This window comes from Halopseudomonas sp. (assembly GCF_036960865.1).
Lineage (GTDB): Bacteria > Pseudomonadota > Gammaproteobacteria > Pseudomonadales > Pseudomonadaceae > Halopseudomonas.
Genome location: NZ_JBALWE010000008.1, coordinates 137,632 through 153,987, shown reverse-complemented (window position 1 = coordinate 153,987; position 16,356 = coordinate 137,632). Strand labels below are relative to the sequence as shown.

The window sequence follows — 16,356 nt, the reverse complement described above, 5'->3', positions numbered from 1 at the left end:
GGCACGCGTGCATTCAGTTTCTTACCCGATCGACCCATCAACTGATTGTAGTGTTATTGAGCGTGATGGTATTGGCCAAAGGCTAGCACAGAGGTTTCATTCGGGTGGTGTCGCCGAGGGTGCTTTCGGACGGTCGGCGCGGTTGCCGCGAATCAGCGTGCGCAGCAGGAAACGATTGGGATGCACCGCCTCGCTCAGATCACGCGGCAACGGCAGTGGCTCCCCGGTAATCCAGGCGGCCACCAGCTCGGCGCCCAACGGGCAACTGATCAGTCCGCGTGAGCCATGCGCAGTGTTGATAAACAGATCGCTATGCCAGGGCGCGGGCGCTGTCGGTTGCTGCGAAGCGTCCTTGTTAAGTACCGCGTAGCGCTCTGCAAAGCTGCTGGCCTCCGCCAGAGGGCCGATCAGTGGCAGGTAGTCTGGCGAGGTGCAGCGCAGAGCGGCACGCGCCTCAAGCTCGGTGGCCCGCTCACGGCAAGCGGCAAAGCTGTCTTGAAGCTGCTTTGATAACGCGGGCAGCAGGTCTAGGTTGCTCAAGTTCTCTTCGTTGCTGGGGTGGTTATCAAGCCGGTCAAAACGGAAGCTGGCGCCCAGATGATGTTGGCCCTGGCGAGCCGGCGAGATATAGCCATCTGCGCACAATACGGTACGCAAGCCCTGGCTCTGTGCGGTGACCGGTAAATGGGTGATCTGGCCGCGGATGGCCTTCAGTGGCAAGTGGGCGCTTTGCTGGAAGCGAGCGCTTTCATGTGCACAGCAGATGACCGCAACCGGTGCGGCAGCGATGATCTCGCCACTGGCTGAACGCACCTGCCAGACGCCTCCTGTGCGCTCCAGTTGCTCGGCCTGAGCCAGCGGCTGAATGCGGATCAAGGGGTGCTCTGCCAGACGACGGCAGAGCGTCGGTGGATTCACCCAGCCCGCGCCGGGGAAGAACAGCCCGCTGTGCTCAACGGTAACACCGGCCACGGCGCTGGCCTGGTCTGCGTCAAGCGCTTGCAGAAAGTCGCCGGGGTAACCCTGCGCCGCCAATTGCGCCTGACGCGCCGCGTCCTTGGCGCTGCCGGCCAGTTGCAGTACGCCACAGGGCTGCCAGTTGTCTGCGGTAGGGGGCAGTTCGCGGGCCAGCAGGCGCAGACTGTACTGGTAGCTGCTTTGAATAAAACGGGAGAGTGGCGGATGATGCGGCGACAGTTTGGCGTAGAGAATGCCTTGCGGGTTGCCGGAGGCTTCCTGCGCCAGTTGGTTATGCCGCTCAAGCAGGGTGACGCGCCAGCCGCGCCGAGCCAGGGCGTGGGCCGTGCTGCAGCCAGCGAGGCCGCCGCCGATAACCAGCGCATGGCGTTCCGCACGTGCAGGTTGTTCGGGTCTGGCATACCAGGGGGCGTGCCAGCGGTCAGCGGGCCGGCTGTCCAGGCTACCGCACAGCATCTCCCGTTTACGGCCAAAGCCTTTCACCTTGCGCATGCTGAATCCTGCCGCCTGGAGGCCACGGCGCACGTTGCCCACGCTGGTGAAGGTGGCGACCGTGGCTTGGGCGGTCGAGAGCTCCGCCATGCGCTGAAACAGCGCCGGTTGCCACATATCCGGATTCTTGGCAGGCGCGAAGCCGTCCAGAAACCAGGCGTCCACCTGGGCATCCAAGTGCGGGAGGGTGTCGAACAGATCGCCGATCAACAGGGTGAGGGTTACGCGGCCCTCCGCGAAGCTGAAGTGCTGCCAGCCGGGCGTAAGCCCGCGGTATTGTTGCAGTAGCTGCTGTGTCCAGGTGGCGAGTTCAGGCCACAGGGCGAGCGCTTTGCAGAGGTCCTGGGGGGTAAGCGGGTATTTCTCGGTACTGACGACATGCAGTTGCGCGTCAATGGGCGCGACCTGGTCCCACAGTTGCCAGGCAGCGAGAAAGTTCAGGCCGGTGCCGAAGCCGGTCTCGGCGATACAGAAGCGCGAGCCAGTGGTTAGCTGGGCCCAGCGCTCGGGCAGCCTGTTGTGCTGTAAAAACACATGGCGAGTTTCATCCAGGCCGGCGTCACGGGAAAAGTAGACGTCGGAAAACCGGGTTGAAAAGGGTTGACCACCGTCAATCCAGTCCAACTCTGCAGCAGGAGATTTTGACTCTGACAAGGGGGCTCCGAAATCGGCGATTTCGGGCTATTGTAACGCCGCCTTGAGCGCCTTGCTGCCGTCAAATTACCCAGCGTCTCAACTCATGTTGGGCAATATCAGTAGCAGCCAGGTGGCAAGGAATACCAGGCCGACAGTCGACCATTTGGCTTTGATCAGGTCTTTCATGGCGTACGCCTTTTATTTTTATTGGCTATGGGCTCCTTGTGGGGGCCTTGCGGGCGCCTACCGCGGGTAGCGGCTGGGCGCAGGGCGCGATACTGATACGTACCCCAGAGGGGAACAAGTCTCGCGCCACGGGCTATTTATATCATGGCTTAAGGTTCAGTTTAGTGACTTGAATCGCTTCTCTTAGACCAATTGGCTACAAGATTTCGCCGACATGTTGCCAACGACTATGAAACCGTCATCAAGGTGTCATAAGTGCGCTGTTTGGTGCGGGCAGCTGGCTGCTCAAGTCAACTGATCTGTTCTGGCTGCCATGATTAGGTCGTTGCGATGCAGCCCGCCGAGCGAGTGGCTCCACCAACTGACGGTAACTTGCCCCCATTCCGTCAGCAGCGCCGGGTGGTGGTCTTCCTGTTCTGCCAGTGCGCCTACCTGGTTGGTAAAGGCCAGCGCTTGGCTGAAATCCTTGAACGCATAAACTTTTTCGATGCGGTCCATGCCATCGACTTTTTTCAGTACCCAGCCGGGCAGTCCGCGCAGCAATGCGCTTGCATGCTCGGTGGGTAGCTGGCTGGCAGCGTTTTGACGGGTGTCGAGGGCTTCGCTGGCGAGGTCGGTCATGGTGGACTCCGTTGGTTGTGTGCAGCATGTAAGCCGGGCTACGGCTTCGACGGGCAGATATCCCAAGGGGTATCATGGCGCCATATACATGTTCTGAGTGATATTGCGTGAGTAAGTTTCGGGCGCTATTTCTGAATGCCAGACGCGCGGTGAGACGCGGACTGCGTTTCGTCGGCTGGCGTGCGGACAGCACGAGCCACCGTGAAAAGGCGATCTCCGCATTGGGTACCACGGTGTCGTTGTTGCTGGTGTACTGGACCACGCACCTCGGCTTTGGCGCTGAAGGTGCGCTCTGGGTGACCGGTTCAATGGGCGCGACAGCGATTCTGGTCTTCGCCATGCCGCACGGGGCACTGTCGCAACCCTGGCCGGTGATTGGCGGGCATGTGCTCTCGGCCACCTTCGCCGTGGCCTGCATCCAGTGGTTACCTAGCACCCCGCTGATGGCTGCCCTGGTGGTGGGGGGCAGTGTTCTGGTGATGATGTATGCGCGCTGCCTGCACCCCCCCGGCGGCGCAACGGCGATGATAGTGGTGCTGGGTGGGCCGACAGTGGCCGAAGCCGGTTATGGCTTTGTGCTGTATCCGATCCTGCTCGACTGCGTGATCATCGTCTGCGCCGCCATGTGCTTCAACAGTCTGTTTGAAAGTCGCCGTTATCCGCTGGCGCTGGTCAAGCATGAGGTGACGCGGGCACCCGGCATCGCTCCTGAGGATTTCGAACACGCACTCAAGCAGATGAATTCGTTCATGGATATCCAGTTTGATGACCTGCTGCGTCTGGTTGAGTTGGCCAATGCCAACGCCCAGAGCAAGGGGGTCAGTGTGGAGGACCTGGCCGAGGGCCGTTTCTACAGCAACGGCCTGCCCGGCGATAACTGGTCGGTGCGTGAAGTCATTCAGGTGGTAAATCGTCCGGGCCGGGCGGGACGGGTGCGCTACCGTATCGTCAAGGGCCGAGGAGAGGGGGGCAATGGTATCTGTCGGTCCAGCGAATTTGTGCGCTGGGCGCGCTACCGGGTTGAGGCTGATCCCGACAGCGAGGCCTGGCACCGCGTAATGCCGACCTGAGCCGGCGGGTCGGACCATAACAGTTTGTACCGCAATGCTGACGTAACTGTTTCTGTTTGGCTCGCTTGCGGCGCTCTACAATGTGCTTTCTCCCTTCTGTCCTTTCGAGTTCCCCCTCATGCACGTTGCGTCCGGTCGCTGGTTGTACGGATTCCTGTTGGCGTTGACTACCACCATTCTGTGGGGCGTCTTGCCAATTATGCTCAAGGAAGTGCTCAAGGCCATGGACCCCTACACCGTGACCTGGTATCGCCTGCTCAGCGCAGGACTTGTGCTGTTCTGCTGGCTGGCGGCCAAACGCCGACTGCCATCGATTCGCGCGTTGTCGCTGCGTAACCGTGGCCTGTTGCTGGTGGCCATTCTGGGCCTGGCGTTCAATTACGTGCTGTACCTGATGGCGCTCGACCGGCTGACGCCGGGCACCATGCAGCTGATCATTCAGGTTGCCCCGATCATGCTGATGCTGGGCAGCATGCTGGTATTCCGCGAGCGCTTCGGTATCGGCCAGGTAATCGGGCTGGCAGTACTGATTCCCGGCTTTGCGCTGTTCTTCAATCAGCGGCTGATGGAGCTGCTGACGCAGATGAGCGGTTATACCCTGGGGATTCTGATTGCCATTGCCTCGGCGTTCAGCTGGGCGCTCTATGGTCTGGCGCAAAAGCAGCTGCTGACCATCTGGTCGTCAGTCACCGTGATGATGGTGATCTACCTGGCTTGTGCGCTACTGCTCTGGCCGCTTGCCTCGCCGCTGGAGGTGATGCAGCTAAGTGTGTTGCAGCGCTGGTTATTGCTGGGCTGCTGTCTCAATACACTGGTGGCCTATGGCGCCTTTGCCGAGGCGCTGGCGCACTGGGAGGCCTCAAGGGTAAGCGCCACGGTGGCCACCACGCCGCTGTTTACCTTCTCCATGGTGGCATTGGGCTCGATGCTCTGGCCTGGCCTAATCGAGCCAGAGCTGCTTAATTCGTTGGCCTACCTGGGCGCGCTCATGGTGGTGGGCGGTTCGGCGCTGATCGCGCTGGCGCCTAGCCTCATCCAGAACCTGCGTAACCGTCGGCTGCGCAGGTTGAGCATCACGCCGCCGCCCGCGCCCTGATTAGCTGGTGGGGCTGTGGTCGCCGAGCATTAGCTCGGGCCTGACTGCCGCATCAAAGCCAGCCTCGTCCAGATAGCCCAGCGCCAGCGCCGCCTGTTTCAGTGTGGTGCCTTCGCTGTAGGCTTTCTTGGCGATGTCAGCGGCCTTGTCGTAACCAATTACCGGATTGAGCGCCGTCACTAGCATCAGGCTGTTGTCCAGATGCTCACGCATACGCGTGGCGTCTGGCTGCATACCTTCTACGCAATGTTCACGGAAGCTGTTGCAGGCATCGCTCAACAGGCGGATGGACTGCAGCAGGGTATGAATGATCACTGGTTTGAACACGTTCAACTGCAACTGGCCATTGCTGGCAGCAATGCTCAGCGTGGTGTCGTTGCCGAGTACCTGACAGGCCACCATCGAGAGCGCTTCGCACTGTGTCGGGTTGACCTTGCCAGGCATGATCGAGCTGCCTGGCTCATTGGCTGGCAGCCGCACCTCGGCAAAGCCGGCGCGCGGGCCGCTGCCAAGCAGGCGCAGATCATTGGCCAGTTTCATCAGGGTCACCGCCAGCTGCTTGCAGGCGCCGTGCAATTGCACCAGCGGTTCGTGTCCGGCCAGCGCGGCAAATTTGTTGTCGGCGCTGGTGAAGGGCAGGCCGGTCAACTCGGCCACCTCGCGTGCGAACTCGGTAGCAAAGCGTGGGGGAGTATTCAGTCCGGTGCCGACGGCAGTGCCGCCCTGGGCCAAGGCCAATACGCCGGGCATGGCCTGTTCCACGGCTTGCATGCCCATATCCAGTTGCGCGACAAAGGCTGACAGCTCCTGCCCGAAGGTGACCGGCGTAGCATCCATCATGTGGGTACGGCCTATCTTGATCAGCTCGGCGTGACGCTCGGCCTGCGTGTGCAGCGCGTTACGCAGCGCCTGCACGGCGGGCAGCAGATGGTCGTGGGTCTGCCTGGCGGCGGCGATATGCATGGCACTCGGGAAGGTGTCGTTCGAGCTTTGTGACTGGTTGACCTGATCATTGGGGTGGACTGGTTGCTTGCTGCCCAGTGGCTGGCCGGCCAGTTCGTTGGCGCGGTTGGCGATCACCTCGTTGGCGTTCATGTTGCTTTGTGTGCCGCTGCCGGTTTGCCAGACCGAGAGTGGAAAGTGCTCATCCAGCGCGCCGCTGATGACTTCGTCGGCGGCACGTTCGATCAGGCTGGCCAGCTCCGGCGACAGTTTTTCGAGTTGTCTGTTGGTGCGCGCGGCGGCTTTTTTAATGATGCCCAGAGCGTGTACCACGGGGAGCGGGATGCGCTCCTCGCCAATCGCAAAATGCGCCAGCGAACGCTGGGTTTGCGCGCCCCAATAACGCCCGGAGGCGACGTCGATGGGGCCCATGCTGTCGGTTTCGGTGCGGGTGGTCATAATGGCTCCCAGTTAGTGCGGTGGATGGGCAGCGCTGGCGCTTGGCTGGCGCATGCTGGTAGCGCTGCACAGTATGGCAGGTCAGCGCCGCGCTGCTATGCAGGTTCGACTGCAGTTAGCCACCGTGGTTCGCCTGCCGGCAAGGCAGCTTTGGGCTACAATGGCGACCGCACTTATTCGGAGGTAAGCATGGGCACTATTCAACAGGCACTGGAGCAGGCGTTACAGGCGCTGGCGCCGAGCCATCTGGAACTGGTCAACGAAAGTTACATGCACAGTGTGCCGCCGGGCTCGGAATCGCACTTCAAGGCGGTACTGGTGAGTGAGGAGTTCGCCGGCCTGAACGCAGTCAAGCGACACCAGGCGGTGTATCGCGTACTGGGTCCGCTGATGCAGCAGATCCATGCGCTGGCGCTGCATACCTATACCGCAGAAGAATGGCAGGCACGCCAGCAGGCGCCGGCTTCGCCCAATTGCCTGGGTGGCAGCAAGGCCGACGGCTGAGCCCGGCGACAGACTGCGGTTTTGCACCGCGCGGTGCTTTGTTAGAATGCCGCCTCCCAAGGTACGCCCTTTACGTGGGCGCCAACTGAAGAAGAGGTATGCATGTCTGCAATCGTTGTTGTGGCACTCTACAAGTTCGTCTCGCTGGAAGATTACCAGGCCCTGCGCCAACCCCTGCTTGATACCCTGCTGGCCAATGGCGTCAAGGGTACCTTGCTGCTGGCGCGTGAAGGCATCAACGGCACCGTGGCCGGCCCGCGAGAGGGCATGGATGCGGTACTGACCTGGCTGCGCAGCGACCCGCGCCTGAGCGATCTGGATTACAAGGAATCGCTGTGCGACGAAATGCCGTTCTACCGCACCAAGGTCAAGCTGAAGAAAGAAATCGTCACCCTGGGCGTAGAAGGTGTGTCGCCCACCAAACGCGTCGGTACCTACGTTGAGCCGCAGGATTGGAATGCACTGATCAGCGACCCCGAAGTGCTGTTGATCGATACCCGCAATGACTACGAGGTATCGATCGGCAGCTTTGAGGGTGCTATAGACCCCAAGACCAAGACCTTTCGAGAATTCCCCGACTACGTCAAAGCGCATTACGACCCGGCCAAGCACAAGAAGGTCGCCATGTTCTGCACCGGCGGCATCCGCTGTGAAAAAGCGTCCAGTTATATGCTGGAAGAGGGCTTCGATGAGGTCTTTCACCTCAAGGGTGGCATTCTCAAATATTTTGAAGAGGTGCCAGCCGAGCAGTCGTTGTGGAATGGGGAGTGCTTCGTATTCGATAACCGGGTCACGGTGCGTCACGATCTGGCGCCCGGCTCCTTCGACCAGTGCCACGCCTGCCGTCATCCCGTCTCGGCTGAAGACATGGCCTCGGTACTCTACGAGGAAGGCATCAGTTGCCCGCGCTGTTACGACAGTCTGCCGGAAAAGACTCGCCAACGTGCGATAGAGCGGCAGCGGCAGATTACACTGGCCAAAGTGCGCAATCAGCCGCATCCTATCGGCCAACCACAGCATCTGGCTTCGCCCAACGCCAAGCCGGAGTGACCCGCCGATCTGCGAGGTAAGCGATGAGCCAGCGCCTGATCTACGTGATGGACCCCATGTGTTCCTGGTGCTGGGGCTTCGCCCCGGTGATTGACGCTATTGTTGCGACATACCCGCAACTACCCTTGCATCTAGTCGCCGGCGGCCTGCGCGCCAATCACGGCGCCCCGCTGGATGAACACACTCGCGCGGTTCTGGCTGAGCATTGGCAGGCAGTGGCGCAGGACAGTGGTCAGCCAGTGGGCGATCCGCAGGACCTGCCTGCCACCTTCGTCTACAACACTGAGCCTGTCTGTCGTGCCTTGGTGGTCGCCCGTGAGCTGGACGCCGCCAAAGCCTGGGGTTATGTGCGGTCGGTGCAGCAGGCCTTTTACGTGGAAACCAAAGAGGTCACCCATGCTGCGGTGTTGACGCAGCTGGCTGAGACCGCCGGATATGCGCTCGCGGGGTTCAGTGAGCTGTTCGATCAACCGGCAATGCACGAAGCTACGGTGGCGGATGTGCGCTGGGTCGCGGATCTGGGGATGGCAGGATTGCCCATACTGCTCGCTGAGCGCGAGGGTCAGCTGGCGTTGTTGGCCAACGGCTACCAAAGCTCCGAGCAGGTACTGCCTTTGCTGGCGCGCTGGGTTGCGGCGGGAGAAAAGTTTGCGCAGGTGACGACCTGAGCGCAGGCGCAGCGGGCAAGCCCGGCGCCGCACTCGGAGGGTAGGGCGAGTTACTTGCGGGGCGAGGTCAGCGCGGGTTTCTGTTTCTCTTCCGGCGCGTGAAACAGCAGGAACAGTTGGGTCAGGACCCCCGGAATGTGTTCCATCATGTCTTCTACCATGTCCTGATCTTTGTCGATTTCAGCGAACTCCGGCTCCTCGGCAAACAATCCGGAGCCGACCATGACGGGCAGCAGCAGCTCGCTGACCAGCTCTTCGTCGCTCTCGAACCAGGCCTCCTCGCGCAGGAAGACCCCTTCCATAAAGCCGATGCACCAGCTGCGCAGGTCTGAGTAGTCGGGTTCATCACCCAAGCTCAGCTCGCAGGGCAGCTCCAGATCTTCATCGCTGGCCAGCTCGCGGGCGATGCGTGACTTCAACTCTTTCAGGGTGCCGACGATGTCGGCCTGCTGCTGGTCGTCCGCGTAGTTGGGGGTTTCGGCAAACAATTCAGCCAGCCACTCTTCGCTCGACACCTCTTCCGGACTGACGGACAGTGCCGCGAGATAGCCGCAGGCGGCCATGTAGTCCAGCGCTTCATCGTGCAGGTCATCGGCGTCCAGGAATTGCTCTAGGCGCTGGAGTTGATCATTGAATGACATGGGACACCTCTCATTGGTTATGCCGGCATTTTACGCATGCCCCCGGACAATTGCCAAAGACGTTATACTCGGCGGCCGATAAGGTGGTCCCGCCACTGGCCCAACCTGCAAAGGAGTCCCATGCGCGAGCAAGCCCTGCAACAACTGCGTGACGTTTTTGGCTACGGTGAATTCCGTGGTCAACAGGCCGATATCATCGATCAGGTGGCCACCGGTGGTGATGCGCTGGTACTGATGCCCACTGGCGGCGGTAAGTCGCTGTGCTATCAGGTGCCGGGGTTGCTGCGGGCGGGGCTCACCGTGGTGGTGTCGCCACTGATCGCGCTGATGGAAGATCAGGTCGCGACCCTGACCGAACTGGGCCTGAACGCGGCGGCGCTGAATTCCACCCTGAGCGACGACCAGCAGCGCGAAATTGCCCGCCAGATGCGCAGTGGCGAGTTGGAGTTTCTTTATATGGCGCCCGAGCGGCTGCTCAAGCCGCGCACCCTGAACTTTCTGCAGTCGCTGGATATTGCCCTGTTTGCCATCGATGAGGCGCACTGTGTATCGCAGTGGGGCCATGACTTCCGGCCGGAGTATCTGCAGTTGGGGCAGCTCGCAGAGCTGTTCCCCGGCGTGCCGCGTATGGCGCTGACGGCCACCGCTGATGAGCGTACCCAAAGCGAGATCGTCCAGCGTCTGAAGCTGGAGTCGGCGGCTTGCTTCATCTCCGGCTTTGATCGGCCGAACATTTTCTACCGTATTGTGCCCAAAGATAAACCGCGCCAGCAGTTGCAGCAGTTTCTACGTGGCCACAAGGGTAATGCCGGCATTGTCTATTGCCTGTCGCGCAAGAAAGTCGAAGACACCGCCGCCTGGCTAAGTGACCAAGGCTGGCCGGCGTTGCCGTACCACGCGGGTCTGCCGCCTGAGTTGCGGGCCACGCATCAGCGGCGCTTTCTCAACGAGGAAGGCCTGATCATGGTAGCGACCATCGCCTTCGGCATGGGCATCGACAAATCCAACGTACGTTTTGTCGCCCACCTGGACTTGCCGAAAAGCATCGAGGCCTATTACCAGGAAACCGGGCGGGGCGGCCGTGATGGGCTGCCGGCGGATGCCTGGATGGCCTACGGTCTGCAGGACGTACTGATGCTCAACCAGATCATGGCTAACTCCGAGGGCGACGAGCGTCACAAGCGCATCGAGCGACACAAGCTGGATGCCATGCTGGCGCTCTGTGAGATGACCAGCTGTCGGCGCCAGGCGCTGCTGGGGTATTTCGGTGAGGAGCTGGCCGAGCCCTGCGGCCATTGCGACAACTGCCAGGAACCGGTCGAGACCTGGGATGGCAGCGAGCCGGCGCGGATGGCCTTGTCGACTGTGTACCGTAGCGGTCAGCGTTATGGCGTGGGCCATCTGGTTGATATTCTGCTGGGGCGTGACAACGAGAAGATTCGTACCGCCGGTCATCAGCATCTGTCTACCTACGGCATCGGCAAGTCGCTGGCGGAAAATGAGTGGCGCTCGGTGTTTCGTCAGTTGATTGCCCGCGCCCTGGTCGAGATCGACCTCGACGGCTTCGGCAGCCTGCGACTGTCTGATAGTTGCCGGCCGCTATTGCGCGGCGAAGAAACCCTGTTGCTGCGCAAGGACATTACGCGCAGCAGCGCGCCTATGGGCAAAACCGGTAATAAGGCGGTTATCGCCGATGCCGACCGCGAGCTGTGGGAAGCGCTGCGCGCACGGCGCAAGCAGCTGGCGGATGCGCACGGTGTGCCGCCTTACGTGATTTTCCCCGACAGCACCCTGGTCGACATGCTGCGCCAGCGCCCGGCAAACCTGCAAGATATGGGGCTGGTCAGCGGTATCGGCGCGCACAAGCTGGAACGCTACGGCGCAGACTTCCTGCAGGTGCTGCAGCAGTCTGGCGGCGCCGACGCGGCGGTCGAGCAGGATCAGCAGGCGCAGGCCCACGAGGTCAACGCGCTAGTGCTCTCGGGTATGAGCGCGGAGCAGGTTGCGCTGCAGTTGGGCAAGCCATTGCGCCAGGTCTATGGACAGTTGGCGCAGGCCATCGCCACCGGCAGCCTGACGCTGGAGCAGGCAATTGATATTGGTCCGGCGCAACTGGAACGTATCCAGGATGCCTTTCTCAATCACGACGGTGAGGACCTGCCAGGGGTACGCACCCTGGCGCGTGAACTCGATGAGAACGTGGATGAAGGTATTCTGCACTGCATCCGTGCCGCGCTGGTGGCCGAGATCAGTGGTTGATTCGGCGTTAACGGGCCTGGTGCCTGGCAAAACGCGCGGCTGTAGCGTCCCTCAGAACGTCTGTCCTAGCTTCATATAAAGCGCTTCTTGGCCTTCCTCGTTAGCTCCCAGACCAAAGAATAGCGGGCCAAGGAAAGTGTCCAGCCCGAGCAGCAGACTGCCGGCGGCGAAATAGCCGGTATCAAAGGCATCCTCACCGCGGTTATAGACCCGGCCATATTCCAGACTGGTGCCCAGATACAGCGGCATGCTGAGGATGTCGAAGTAACTGGGGTTCAGGCGGCGGTAGTAAACCAGTCGGCCCAGATCATAGTTCTGCCCGGCCAGACCATCCTGGCGATAACCGGAGAACAGCCCGGGGCCGCCAAGAATAAAGCTGCTTTGCGCTACATTGACGTCGCTGTCGGTGCGCCCCATGAAGGCGCCGACCTGCATGCTGTTGAGGCCGAAACCAAAGGCCTTATTGGCCTTGATTTCCAGTTGCCGGTAGCGCTCGTCGGCGCCCAGGTCGGGCTCGGACTGCCGCCACTTGACCTGCGCTTCGTCGCCGGAGTGTGGAAAGTTGACGTTATCCAGTGTGTCGCGGTTGAACTCGATCCCGTAAAAGGCTTCTTCGAAACTGATGCTCGGTGTCTCGGGGTCACCTACGCGTACCTTGGATTCGCCCCAGTAGCGCGAAACGCCGAAACGCACTTCGCCGGTATTGGCGATCTGGCGGCCCAGGTTTATGCCGGTGCCATAGCGCTGCTGGCGGTAATCCACCACCGGTTCGTTGTCTTGCAGGACCTCGACGTTGACCGCTTCGCCATCAATAAAGGGGGCGATGAAGTAGCGCGAGCCATAGTCCAGCGGCTGGTAGAACTCGGAGTAGAGGATCTGGTGCGAGCCGATCTGCGCGCGGGTCAGCCACTCAGCGCCGAGCGGGTTGAGGCCGTTCACACGGAAGCTGGCGCCAATGTTGTATTGGCTGCCGCCTTCGAAGTCATCGACCAGATTCAGCCCAAGCCGCAGGTAGTCGGTGCCGGTGCGTCGCCCGGCTGTATGGATCAGCAGCGTGTTGCGACCGTCTTCATGCACTACCTCGTAGGTGACGCGGCTGAAGTAGTCGGTACCATAAACGGTGCCCATATCGGTCTGCAGGCGTTCCAGATTCAGTGGTTCGCCGATGGGCTGACGAATCATGCCCAACACCACTTCGTCGGCCACCTTGCCGCTGTTGTCTACCTCGATGGCGTCGATCACCGCCTGGCGTTGCGGGCGGGCAGAGGCGAGGTTGCCGCCGGTTGGTTGCTGCGCTGGATTGACGAAGGACAAGGCCGCATTCGAGGTGCGCAGGGCGGCTGCGCCGGCATCAATGGCTGCGGCAATCTCGTCGAAACTGTTGAAGCCCATGTCGCCCAATTGTGGTTGCAGCAGCAGATCATGCGGCCCCAGAGTGGCCAGCTGCTTCTCGGAGTTAACGCGGGTCAGCAGGGTAGTGGTCTGGTCCATGATGTCGAGAACGGTTTTCAGCTCACCAGTGGATTTCAGTGGTGTACCGATGTCGACCACAATGACGCGATCTACGCCCATGGCGCGGGCTACGTCGATGGGTAGGTTCTTCGACAGCACGCCGTCGACCAGCAGGCGGCCGTCGACCTCGACCGGGGCGAAGAAGCCCGGCAGCGCCAGGCTGGCCCGAATGGCCAGCGGCAGGTGGCCGTGATCGAACACTACGGCCTCGCCGGTGGCGATGTCTGTGGCGACAGCGCGAAACGGAATCGGCAGTTTGTTGAAGTCGTCTATTTCATTGGTGTGTACCAGCAGGCTTTCCAGCTGCAAGCCCAGATTCTGACCTTGCAGCAGGCCTAGTGGGAAGCTGAGTTTGCCATGGTCGAAGCTCAGCCTTTGTTTGACCAGGAAGTCGCGATCATCCTGTTTGCGCCGAAAGGGAATGTCTTCGCGCAGCGGTGCATCGGCCAGGGTGTTTTCCCAATCCAGCTCCCTGGCGATTTTCTCCAGTTCCTCTGCACTGTAGCCGGCGGCATACAAGCCGCCAATCACGGCTCCCATACTGGTACCGGCGATCGCATCAATAGGGATATTCATCTCTTCCAGCTGTTTGAGTACGCCGATGTGCGCCAGCCCGCGGGCGCCGCCGCCGGAAAGCACCAGGCCCGTGCGCAAGGGTTCGGCGCAGGACCAGCCAGAGAGGGTGAGCAACAGCAGCACAAGAGCTCGTTTCAGCATGCGTGGCATCCAGACGACAGAGAGCAATGATCAAAAGCCGACATTGTATACGAACGCCGCCTTGGCTGCGGTGCGCAAACTGGTGGGTGGCTGTCATCTCAGAGACATCTTTTTGCCACATGGGGGTCATGGGGGCCACGTAGCCTGACTGCATCTTCCAGAGGAGACAGGCGTATGAACACAGCAGTGTCGTTGCCAGTGGAAAAAAAGCAGCGGGTCAAAACCCTGTGGATTTCAGACCTGCATCTCGGAACGCGGGGCTGTCAGGCCGATAAACTCGCCACCTTTCTCAAGTCCTACGAGTGCGAGCACCTGTACCTGGTCGGTGACATTATTGACGGCTGGCGCCTGCGCAAAGGCATTTATTGGCCCCAGGCCCATACCAATGTGGTGCGTAGAGTGCTCACCATGAGCAAGCGCGGCACCCGGGTGACCTACGTTACCGGTAACCATGACGAGTTTCTACGGCGCTACTCGACGCTGCAGTTGGGCAATATCGAACTGGTTGACGAGGCGGTACACACCACCGCAGACGGGCGCAAGCTGCTGGTCATTCACGGTGACCAGTTTGATGTGATTACCCGCTGTCACCGCTGGCTGGCCTTTCTGGGCGACCATGCCTACGAGTTCAGCCTGGTGCTCAATCGCTGGTACAACCATTGGCGCAGCCGGTTTGGCTACGGCTACTGGTCGTTGTCGGCTTACCTCAAGCAGCGGGTGAAGAAAGCAGTCAACTTTATCAGCGATTTTGAGGACGGGATTGCCCATGAATGCATCAAGCGTGGTTACGACGGGGTGGTATGCGGGCATATCCATCACGCCGAGATCCGCGATGTGAAGGGCATCGAGTACCACAATTGCGGTGATTGGGTGGAGTCGTGCACGGCGCTGATCGAGCATCAGGACGGCCGCATTGAACTCTATCGCTGGAACGATGCAGCGGTGCCGGACATCGTGGCTGAGGCGGTGGCCATGAAAGGGCAGGCGGCGACAGGGTAAGCGCTGTCTCCGCGTTACACGCCGGCAGTCAGACGATGACCTTGTCTTTCAGGCGGCGTGCAGCCTGCTCCAGGGCTTTGATGATTTCGTCCTTGTCGTAATTGCGAATGGTGTTGGTGTCCAAGTACATCGAGAAGCCCGACAGCTCATGCTCGACAAAAGTCGGTGCGATCCCCAGTTCACGGCGTAGACCCACCACCTGATAGATCTGTACCGGCCGGGCAAAGCCCTTGACGCTGATCTGGCCCTTGTCGCGGCACATGATGATGTCCTTGATCAGCGAGTAGGTTTCGTGGGAGATGAGGATTTCCCCCGCATCAGCCGCGCTTTCCAGCCGGCTGGCCAGGTTTACTTCGCGGCCAATGATGGTGTAATCCATCCGGGTAGCCGCGCCGAAGTTGCCTACGGTGCAATAGCCGGTACTCAGCCCCATGCGAATTTCCAGCGGCTTGGTTATACCGCGGCTACGCCATTGCTGACGCAGAACCTTCATGTGTTTGCGCATGGCGATGGCCATGGAGACCGCCGCTTCAGCATCCTGCTTGGCGCCGCTGCTTTTCGGATCGCCAAAGAACACCATGACGCAATCGCCGATGAACTTGTCGATGGTGCCGCCGTACTGCAGCGCAATGCGCGACATCTCCGTCAGATAACTGTTCAGCAGATCGGTCAGCGCTTCGGCTTCCAGCTCCTCGGCCAGCTCGGTGAATCCGCGAATGTCGGAGAAAAACACGGTCAGCTTCTTGCGGCGGGTTTCTAGCTTGACCGTGCGCTTGCCTGAAAATATCGACTCCCAGACCTGTGGTGAGAGGTACTTGGAGAGATTGGCAGCCAACCTGGCGGTTTTCTCCTGCTCTGCACTGATCAGCGATTGTGCCGCCTCTAGGTTGCGGCCCTGGCGATGAACGAAGGCCGCGGTGATAAGGATACACAGGCCGCCGCTGACCAGGCTCACCACGCTGACCAGTACGGAGCTGTGCAGGCTGACCTCGGGCGTGAAGGCAGCGGCGCCGAGCAAAATGCCTGCAATGGCCAGCAGCCAGCCTGCCATTAGATAGGTGGGGCCGCCGGCGATCAGGCAGGAGAAGCCGAGCAACAGGAGAAAAATCAGGCTGGGCACGTAATTGAAGCCCAGCAGTGCGACAAATACACCGGTATGCACGGCGTCCAGCGCAAGCAGAATCAGGCGGCGGGGAATCTGTTTATGGTTGAGCAGCCACTTGGGCAGGTGCTGCGCCAATTGGGGGTAGGCCAAGGCGTAGAGGATGGTGCCCAGTGCGGTGGCGGTGTGTCCATTTTCAACTAATAAGGCCGCAAAAGTCACCGCCACACACAGGTACGCTATCACCCTGGAGTAGTAGCCTTCCAGTGGCGGTCTGACGGGCTTTATGCGGCTTTTTACGGTCATGATCAGTCAGTTTCCAGAGCCTGGTAAGGCGCCTGGCTGGCGAACGCCAGCCAGATCATCTCGCTGTCTGATCATAATATGAGTATGCATCCGGGGGGAACACCAAGCTTGCCCGAAT

General features: G+C 60.6%; 13 protein-coding genes. 7 read left to right on the top strand and 6 right to left on the bottom strand.

The window, feature by feature from the left end:
* Positions 1 to 96: 96 nt before the first annotated feature.
* Together mnmC and V7747_RS12930 are read right to left on the bottom strand one after the other, a co-directional pair.
* The gene (gene mnmC, locus V7747_RS12935) at positions 97 to 2,124 is read right to left on the bottom strand and encodes a bifunctional tRNA (5-methylaminomethyl-2-thiouridine)(34)-methyltransferase MnmD/FAD-dependent 5-carboxymethylaminomethyl-2-thiouridine(34) oxidoreductase MnmC (protein WP_335616437.1); all 2,028 of its coding nucleotides are present in this window, start codon (positions 2,122 to 2,124) and stop codon (positions 97 to 99) included.
* Positions 2,125 to 2,577: 453 nt separating this feature from the next.
* On the bottom strand, positions 2,578 to 2,913 hold the full coding sequence (locus V7747_RS12930; protein ID WP_335616436.1) for a 4a-hydroxytetrahydrobiopterin dehydratase: 336 nt from the start codon (positions 2,911 to 2,913) through the stop codon (positions 2,578 to 2,580).
* Between the two features lie 107 nt (positions 2,914 to 3,020).
* Here V7747_RS12930 and V7747_RS12925 point away from each other — a divergent pair, with 107 nt between their 5' ends.
* On the top strand, positions 3,021 to 3,983 hold the full coding sequence (locus V7747_RS12925) for an HPP family protein (RefSeq protein ID WP_335616435.1): 963 nt from the start codon (positions 3,021 to 3,023) through the stop codon (positions 3,981 to 3,983).
* A 118-nt stretch (positions 3,984 to 4,101) separates the two neighbouring features.
* Positions 4,102 to 5,079: a DMT family transporter gene (locus V7747_RS12920; protein WP_335616434.1), complete on the top strand. Its 978-nt coding sequence runs from the start codon at positions 4,102 to 4,104 to the stop codon at positions 5,077 to 5,079.
* Here the strand turns inward: V7747_RS12920 and fumC are convergent, their stop codons facing one another.
* Positions 5,080 to 6,480: a class II fumarate hydratase gene (gene fumC / locus V7747_RS12915; RefSeq protein WP_335616433.1), complete on the bottom strand. Its 1,401-nt coding sequence runs from the start codon at positions 6,478 to 6,480 to the stop codon at positions 5,080 to 5,082.
* 189 nt (positions 6,481 to 6,669) lie between these two features.
* Between fumC and V7747_RS12910 the strand changes: the two genes are divergently transcribed.
* The 3 genes from V7747_RS12910 (at position 6,670) to V7747_RS12900 (ending at position 8,702) form a co-directional block, all read left to right on the top strand.
* Positions 6,670 to 6,984 (top strand): BolA family protein, encoded by a 315-nt coding sequence (locus V7747_RS12910; protein WP_335616432.1) that lies wholly within the window; start codon positions 6,670 to 6,672, stop codon positions 6,982 to 6,984.
* Positions 6,985 to 7,086: 102 nt separating this feature from the next.
* Entirely contained in the window at positions 7,087 to 8,034 is a 948-nt protein-coding gene (gene trhO, locus V7747_RS12905; RefSeq protein ID WP_335616431.1) for an oxygen-dependent tRNA uridine(34) hydroxylase TrhO, read from the top strand.
* Positions 8,035 to 8,057: 23 nt separating this feature from the next.
* The gene (locus V7747_RS12900) at positions 8,058 to 8,702 is read left to right on the top strand and encodes a DsbA family protein (protein ID WP_335616430.1); all 645 of its coding nucleotides are present in this window, start codon (positions 8,058 to 8,060) and stop codon (positions 8,700 to 8,702) included.
* 50 nt (positions 8,703 to 8,752) lie between these two features.
* Here V7747_RS12900 and V7747_RS12895 read toward each other — a convergent pair whose 3' ends face one another.
* A complete protein-coding gene (locus V7747_RS12895; protein ID WP_335616429.1) occupies positions 8,753 to 9,343 on the bottom strand; it encodes a YecA/YgfB family protein in 591 nt (196 codons plus the stop codon).
* Positions 9,344 to 9,463: 120 nt separating this feature from the next.
* Between V7747_RS12895 and recQ the strand changes: the two genes are divergently transcribed.
* Positions 9,464 to 11,602, top strand: a complete 2,139-nt coding sequence (recQ, locus tag V7747_RS12890) for a DNA helicase RecQ (RefSeq protein WP_335616428.1) — start codon at positions 9,464 to 9,466, stop codon at positions 11,600 to 11,602.
* A 51-nt stretch (positions 11,603 to 11,653) separates the two neighbouring features.
* Here the strand turns inward: recQ and V7747_RS12885 are convergent, their stop codons facing one another.
* Positions 11,654 to 13,840, bottom strand: coding sequence for a patatin-like phospholipase family protein (locus tag V7747_RS12885; RefSeq protein ID WP_335616427.1), 2,187 nt, complete (start codon positions 13,838 to 13,840; stop codon positions 11,654 to 11,656).
* A gap of 165 nt (positions 13,841 to 14,005) precedes the next feature.
* On the opposite strand from V7747_RS12885, the gene V7747_RS12880 reads away from it, so the two are divergent.
* Complete coding sequence (locus V7747_RS12880) at positions 14,006 to 14,830, top strand: UDP-2,3-diacylglucosamine diphosphatase (protein ID WP_335616426.1); 825 nt, start codon at positions 14,006 to 14,008, stop codon at positions 14,828 to 14,830.
* A gap of 28 nt (positions 14,831 to 14,858) precedes the next feature.
* On the opposite strand, the gene V7747_RS12875 is transcribed toward V7747_RS12880, so the two are convergent.
* Positions 14,859 to 16,238 (bottom strand): adenylate/guanylate cyclase domain-containing protein, encoded by a 1,380-nt coding sequence (locus V7747_RS12875; protein WP_335616425.1) that lies wholly within the window; start codon positions 16,236 to 16,238, stop codon positions 14,859 to 14,861.
* Between the last annotated feature and the right edge of the window lie 118 nt (positions 16,239 to 16,356).

What these genes read in the sequence shown, in the direction of transcription:
- fumC (WP_335616433.1), bottom strand. Translation starts at nt 6,480, where the DNA reads ATGACCACCCGCACCGAAACCGACAGCATGGGCCCCATCGACGTCGCC.
- V7747_RS12880 (WP_335616426.1), top strand. Translation starts at nt 14,006, where the DNA reads ATGAACACAGCAGTGTCGTTGCCAGTGGAAAAAAAGCAGCGGGTCAAA.
- V7747_RS12885 (WP_335616427.1), bottom strand. Translation starts at nt 13,840, where the DNA reads ATGCCACGCATGCTGAAACGAGCTCTTGTGCTGCTGTTGCTCACCCTC.
- V7747_RS12900 (WP_335616430.1), top strand. Translation starts at nt 8,058, where the DNA reads ATGAGCCAGCGCCTGATCTACGTGATGGACCCCATGTGTTCCTGGTGC.
- V7747_RS12895 (WP_335616429.1), bottom strand. Translation starts at nt 9,343, where the DNA reads ATGTCATTCAATGATCAACTCCAGCGCCTAGAGCAATTCCTGGACGCC.
- V7747_RS12920 (WP_335616434.1), top strand. Translation starts at nt 4,102, where the DNA reads ATGCACGTTGCGTCCGGTCGCTGGTTGTACGGATTCCTGTTGGCGTTG.
- trhO (WP_335616431.1), top strand. Translation starts at nt 7,087, where the DNA reads ATGTCTGCAATCGTTGTTGTGGCACTCTACAAGTTCGTCTCGCTGGAA.
- V7747_RS12930 (WP_335616436.1), bottom strand. Translation starts at nt 2,913, where the DNA reads ATGACCGACCTCGCCAGCGAAGCCCTCGACACCCGTCAAAACGCTGCC.
- V7747_RS12910 (WP_335616432.1), top strand. Translation starts at nt 6,670, where the DNA reads ATGGGCACTATTCAACAGGCACTGGAGCAGGCGTTACAGGCGCTGGCG.
- V7747_RS12875 (WP_335616425.1), bottom strand. Translation starts at nt 16,238, where the DNA reads ATGACCGTAAAAAGCCGCATAAAGCCCGTCAGACCGCCACTGGAAGGC.
- recQ (WP_335616428.1), top strand. Translation starts at nt 9,464, where the DNA reads ATGCGCGAGCAAGCCCTGCAACAACTGCGTGACGTTTTTGGCTACGGT.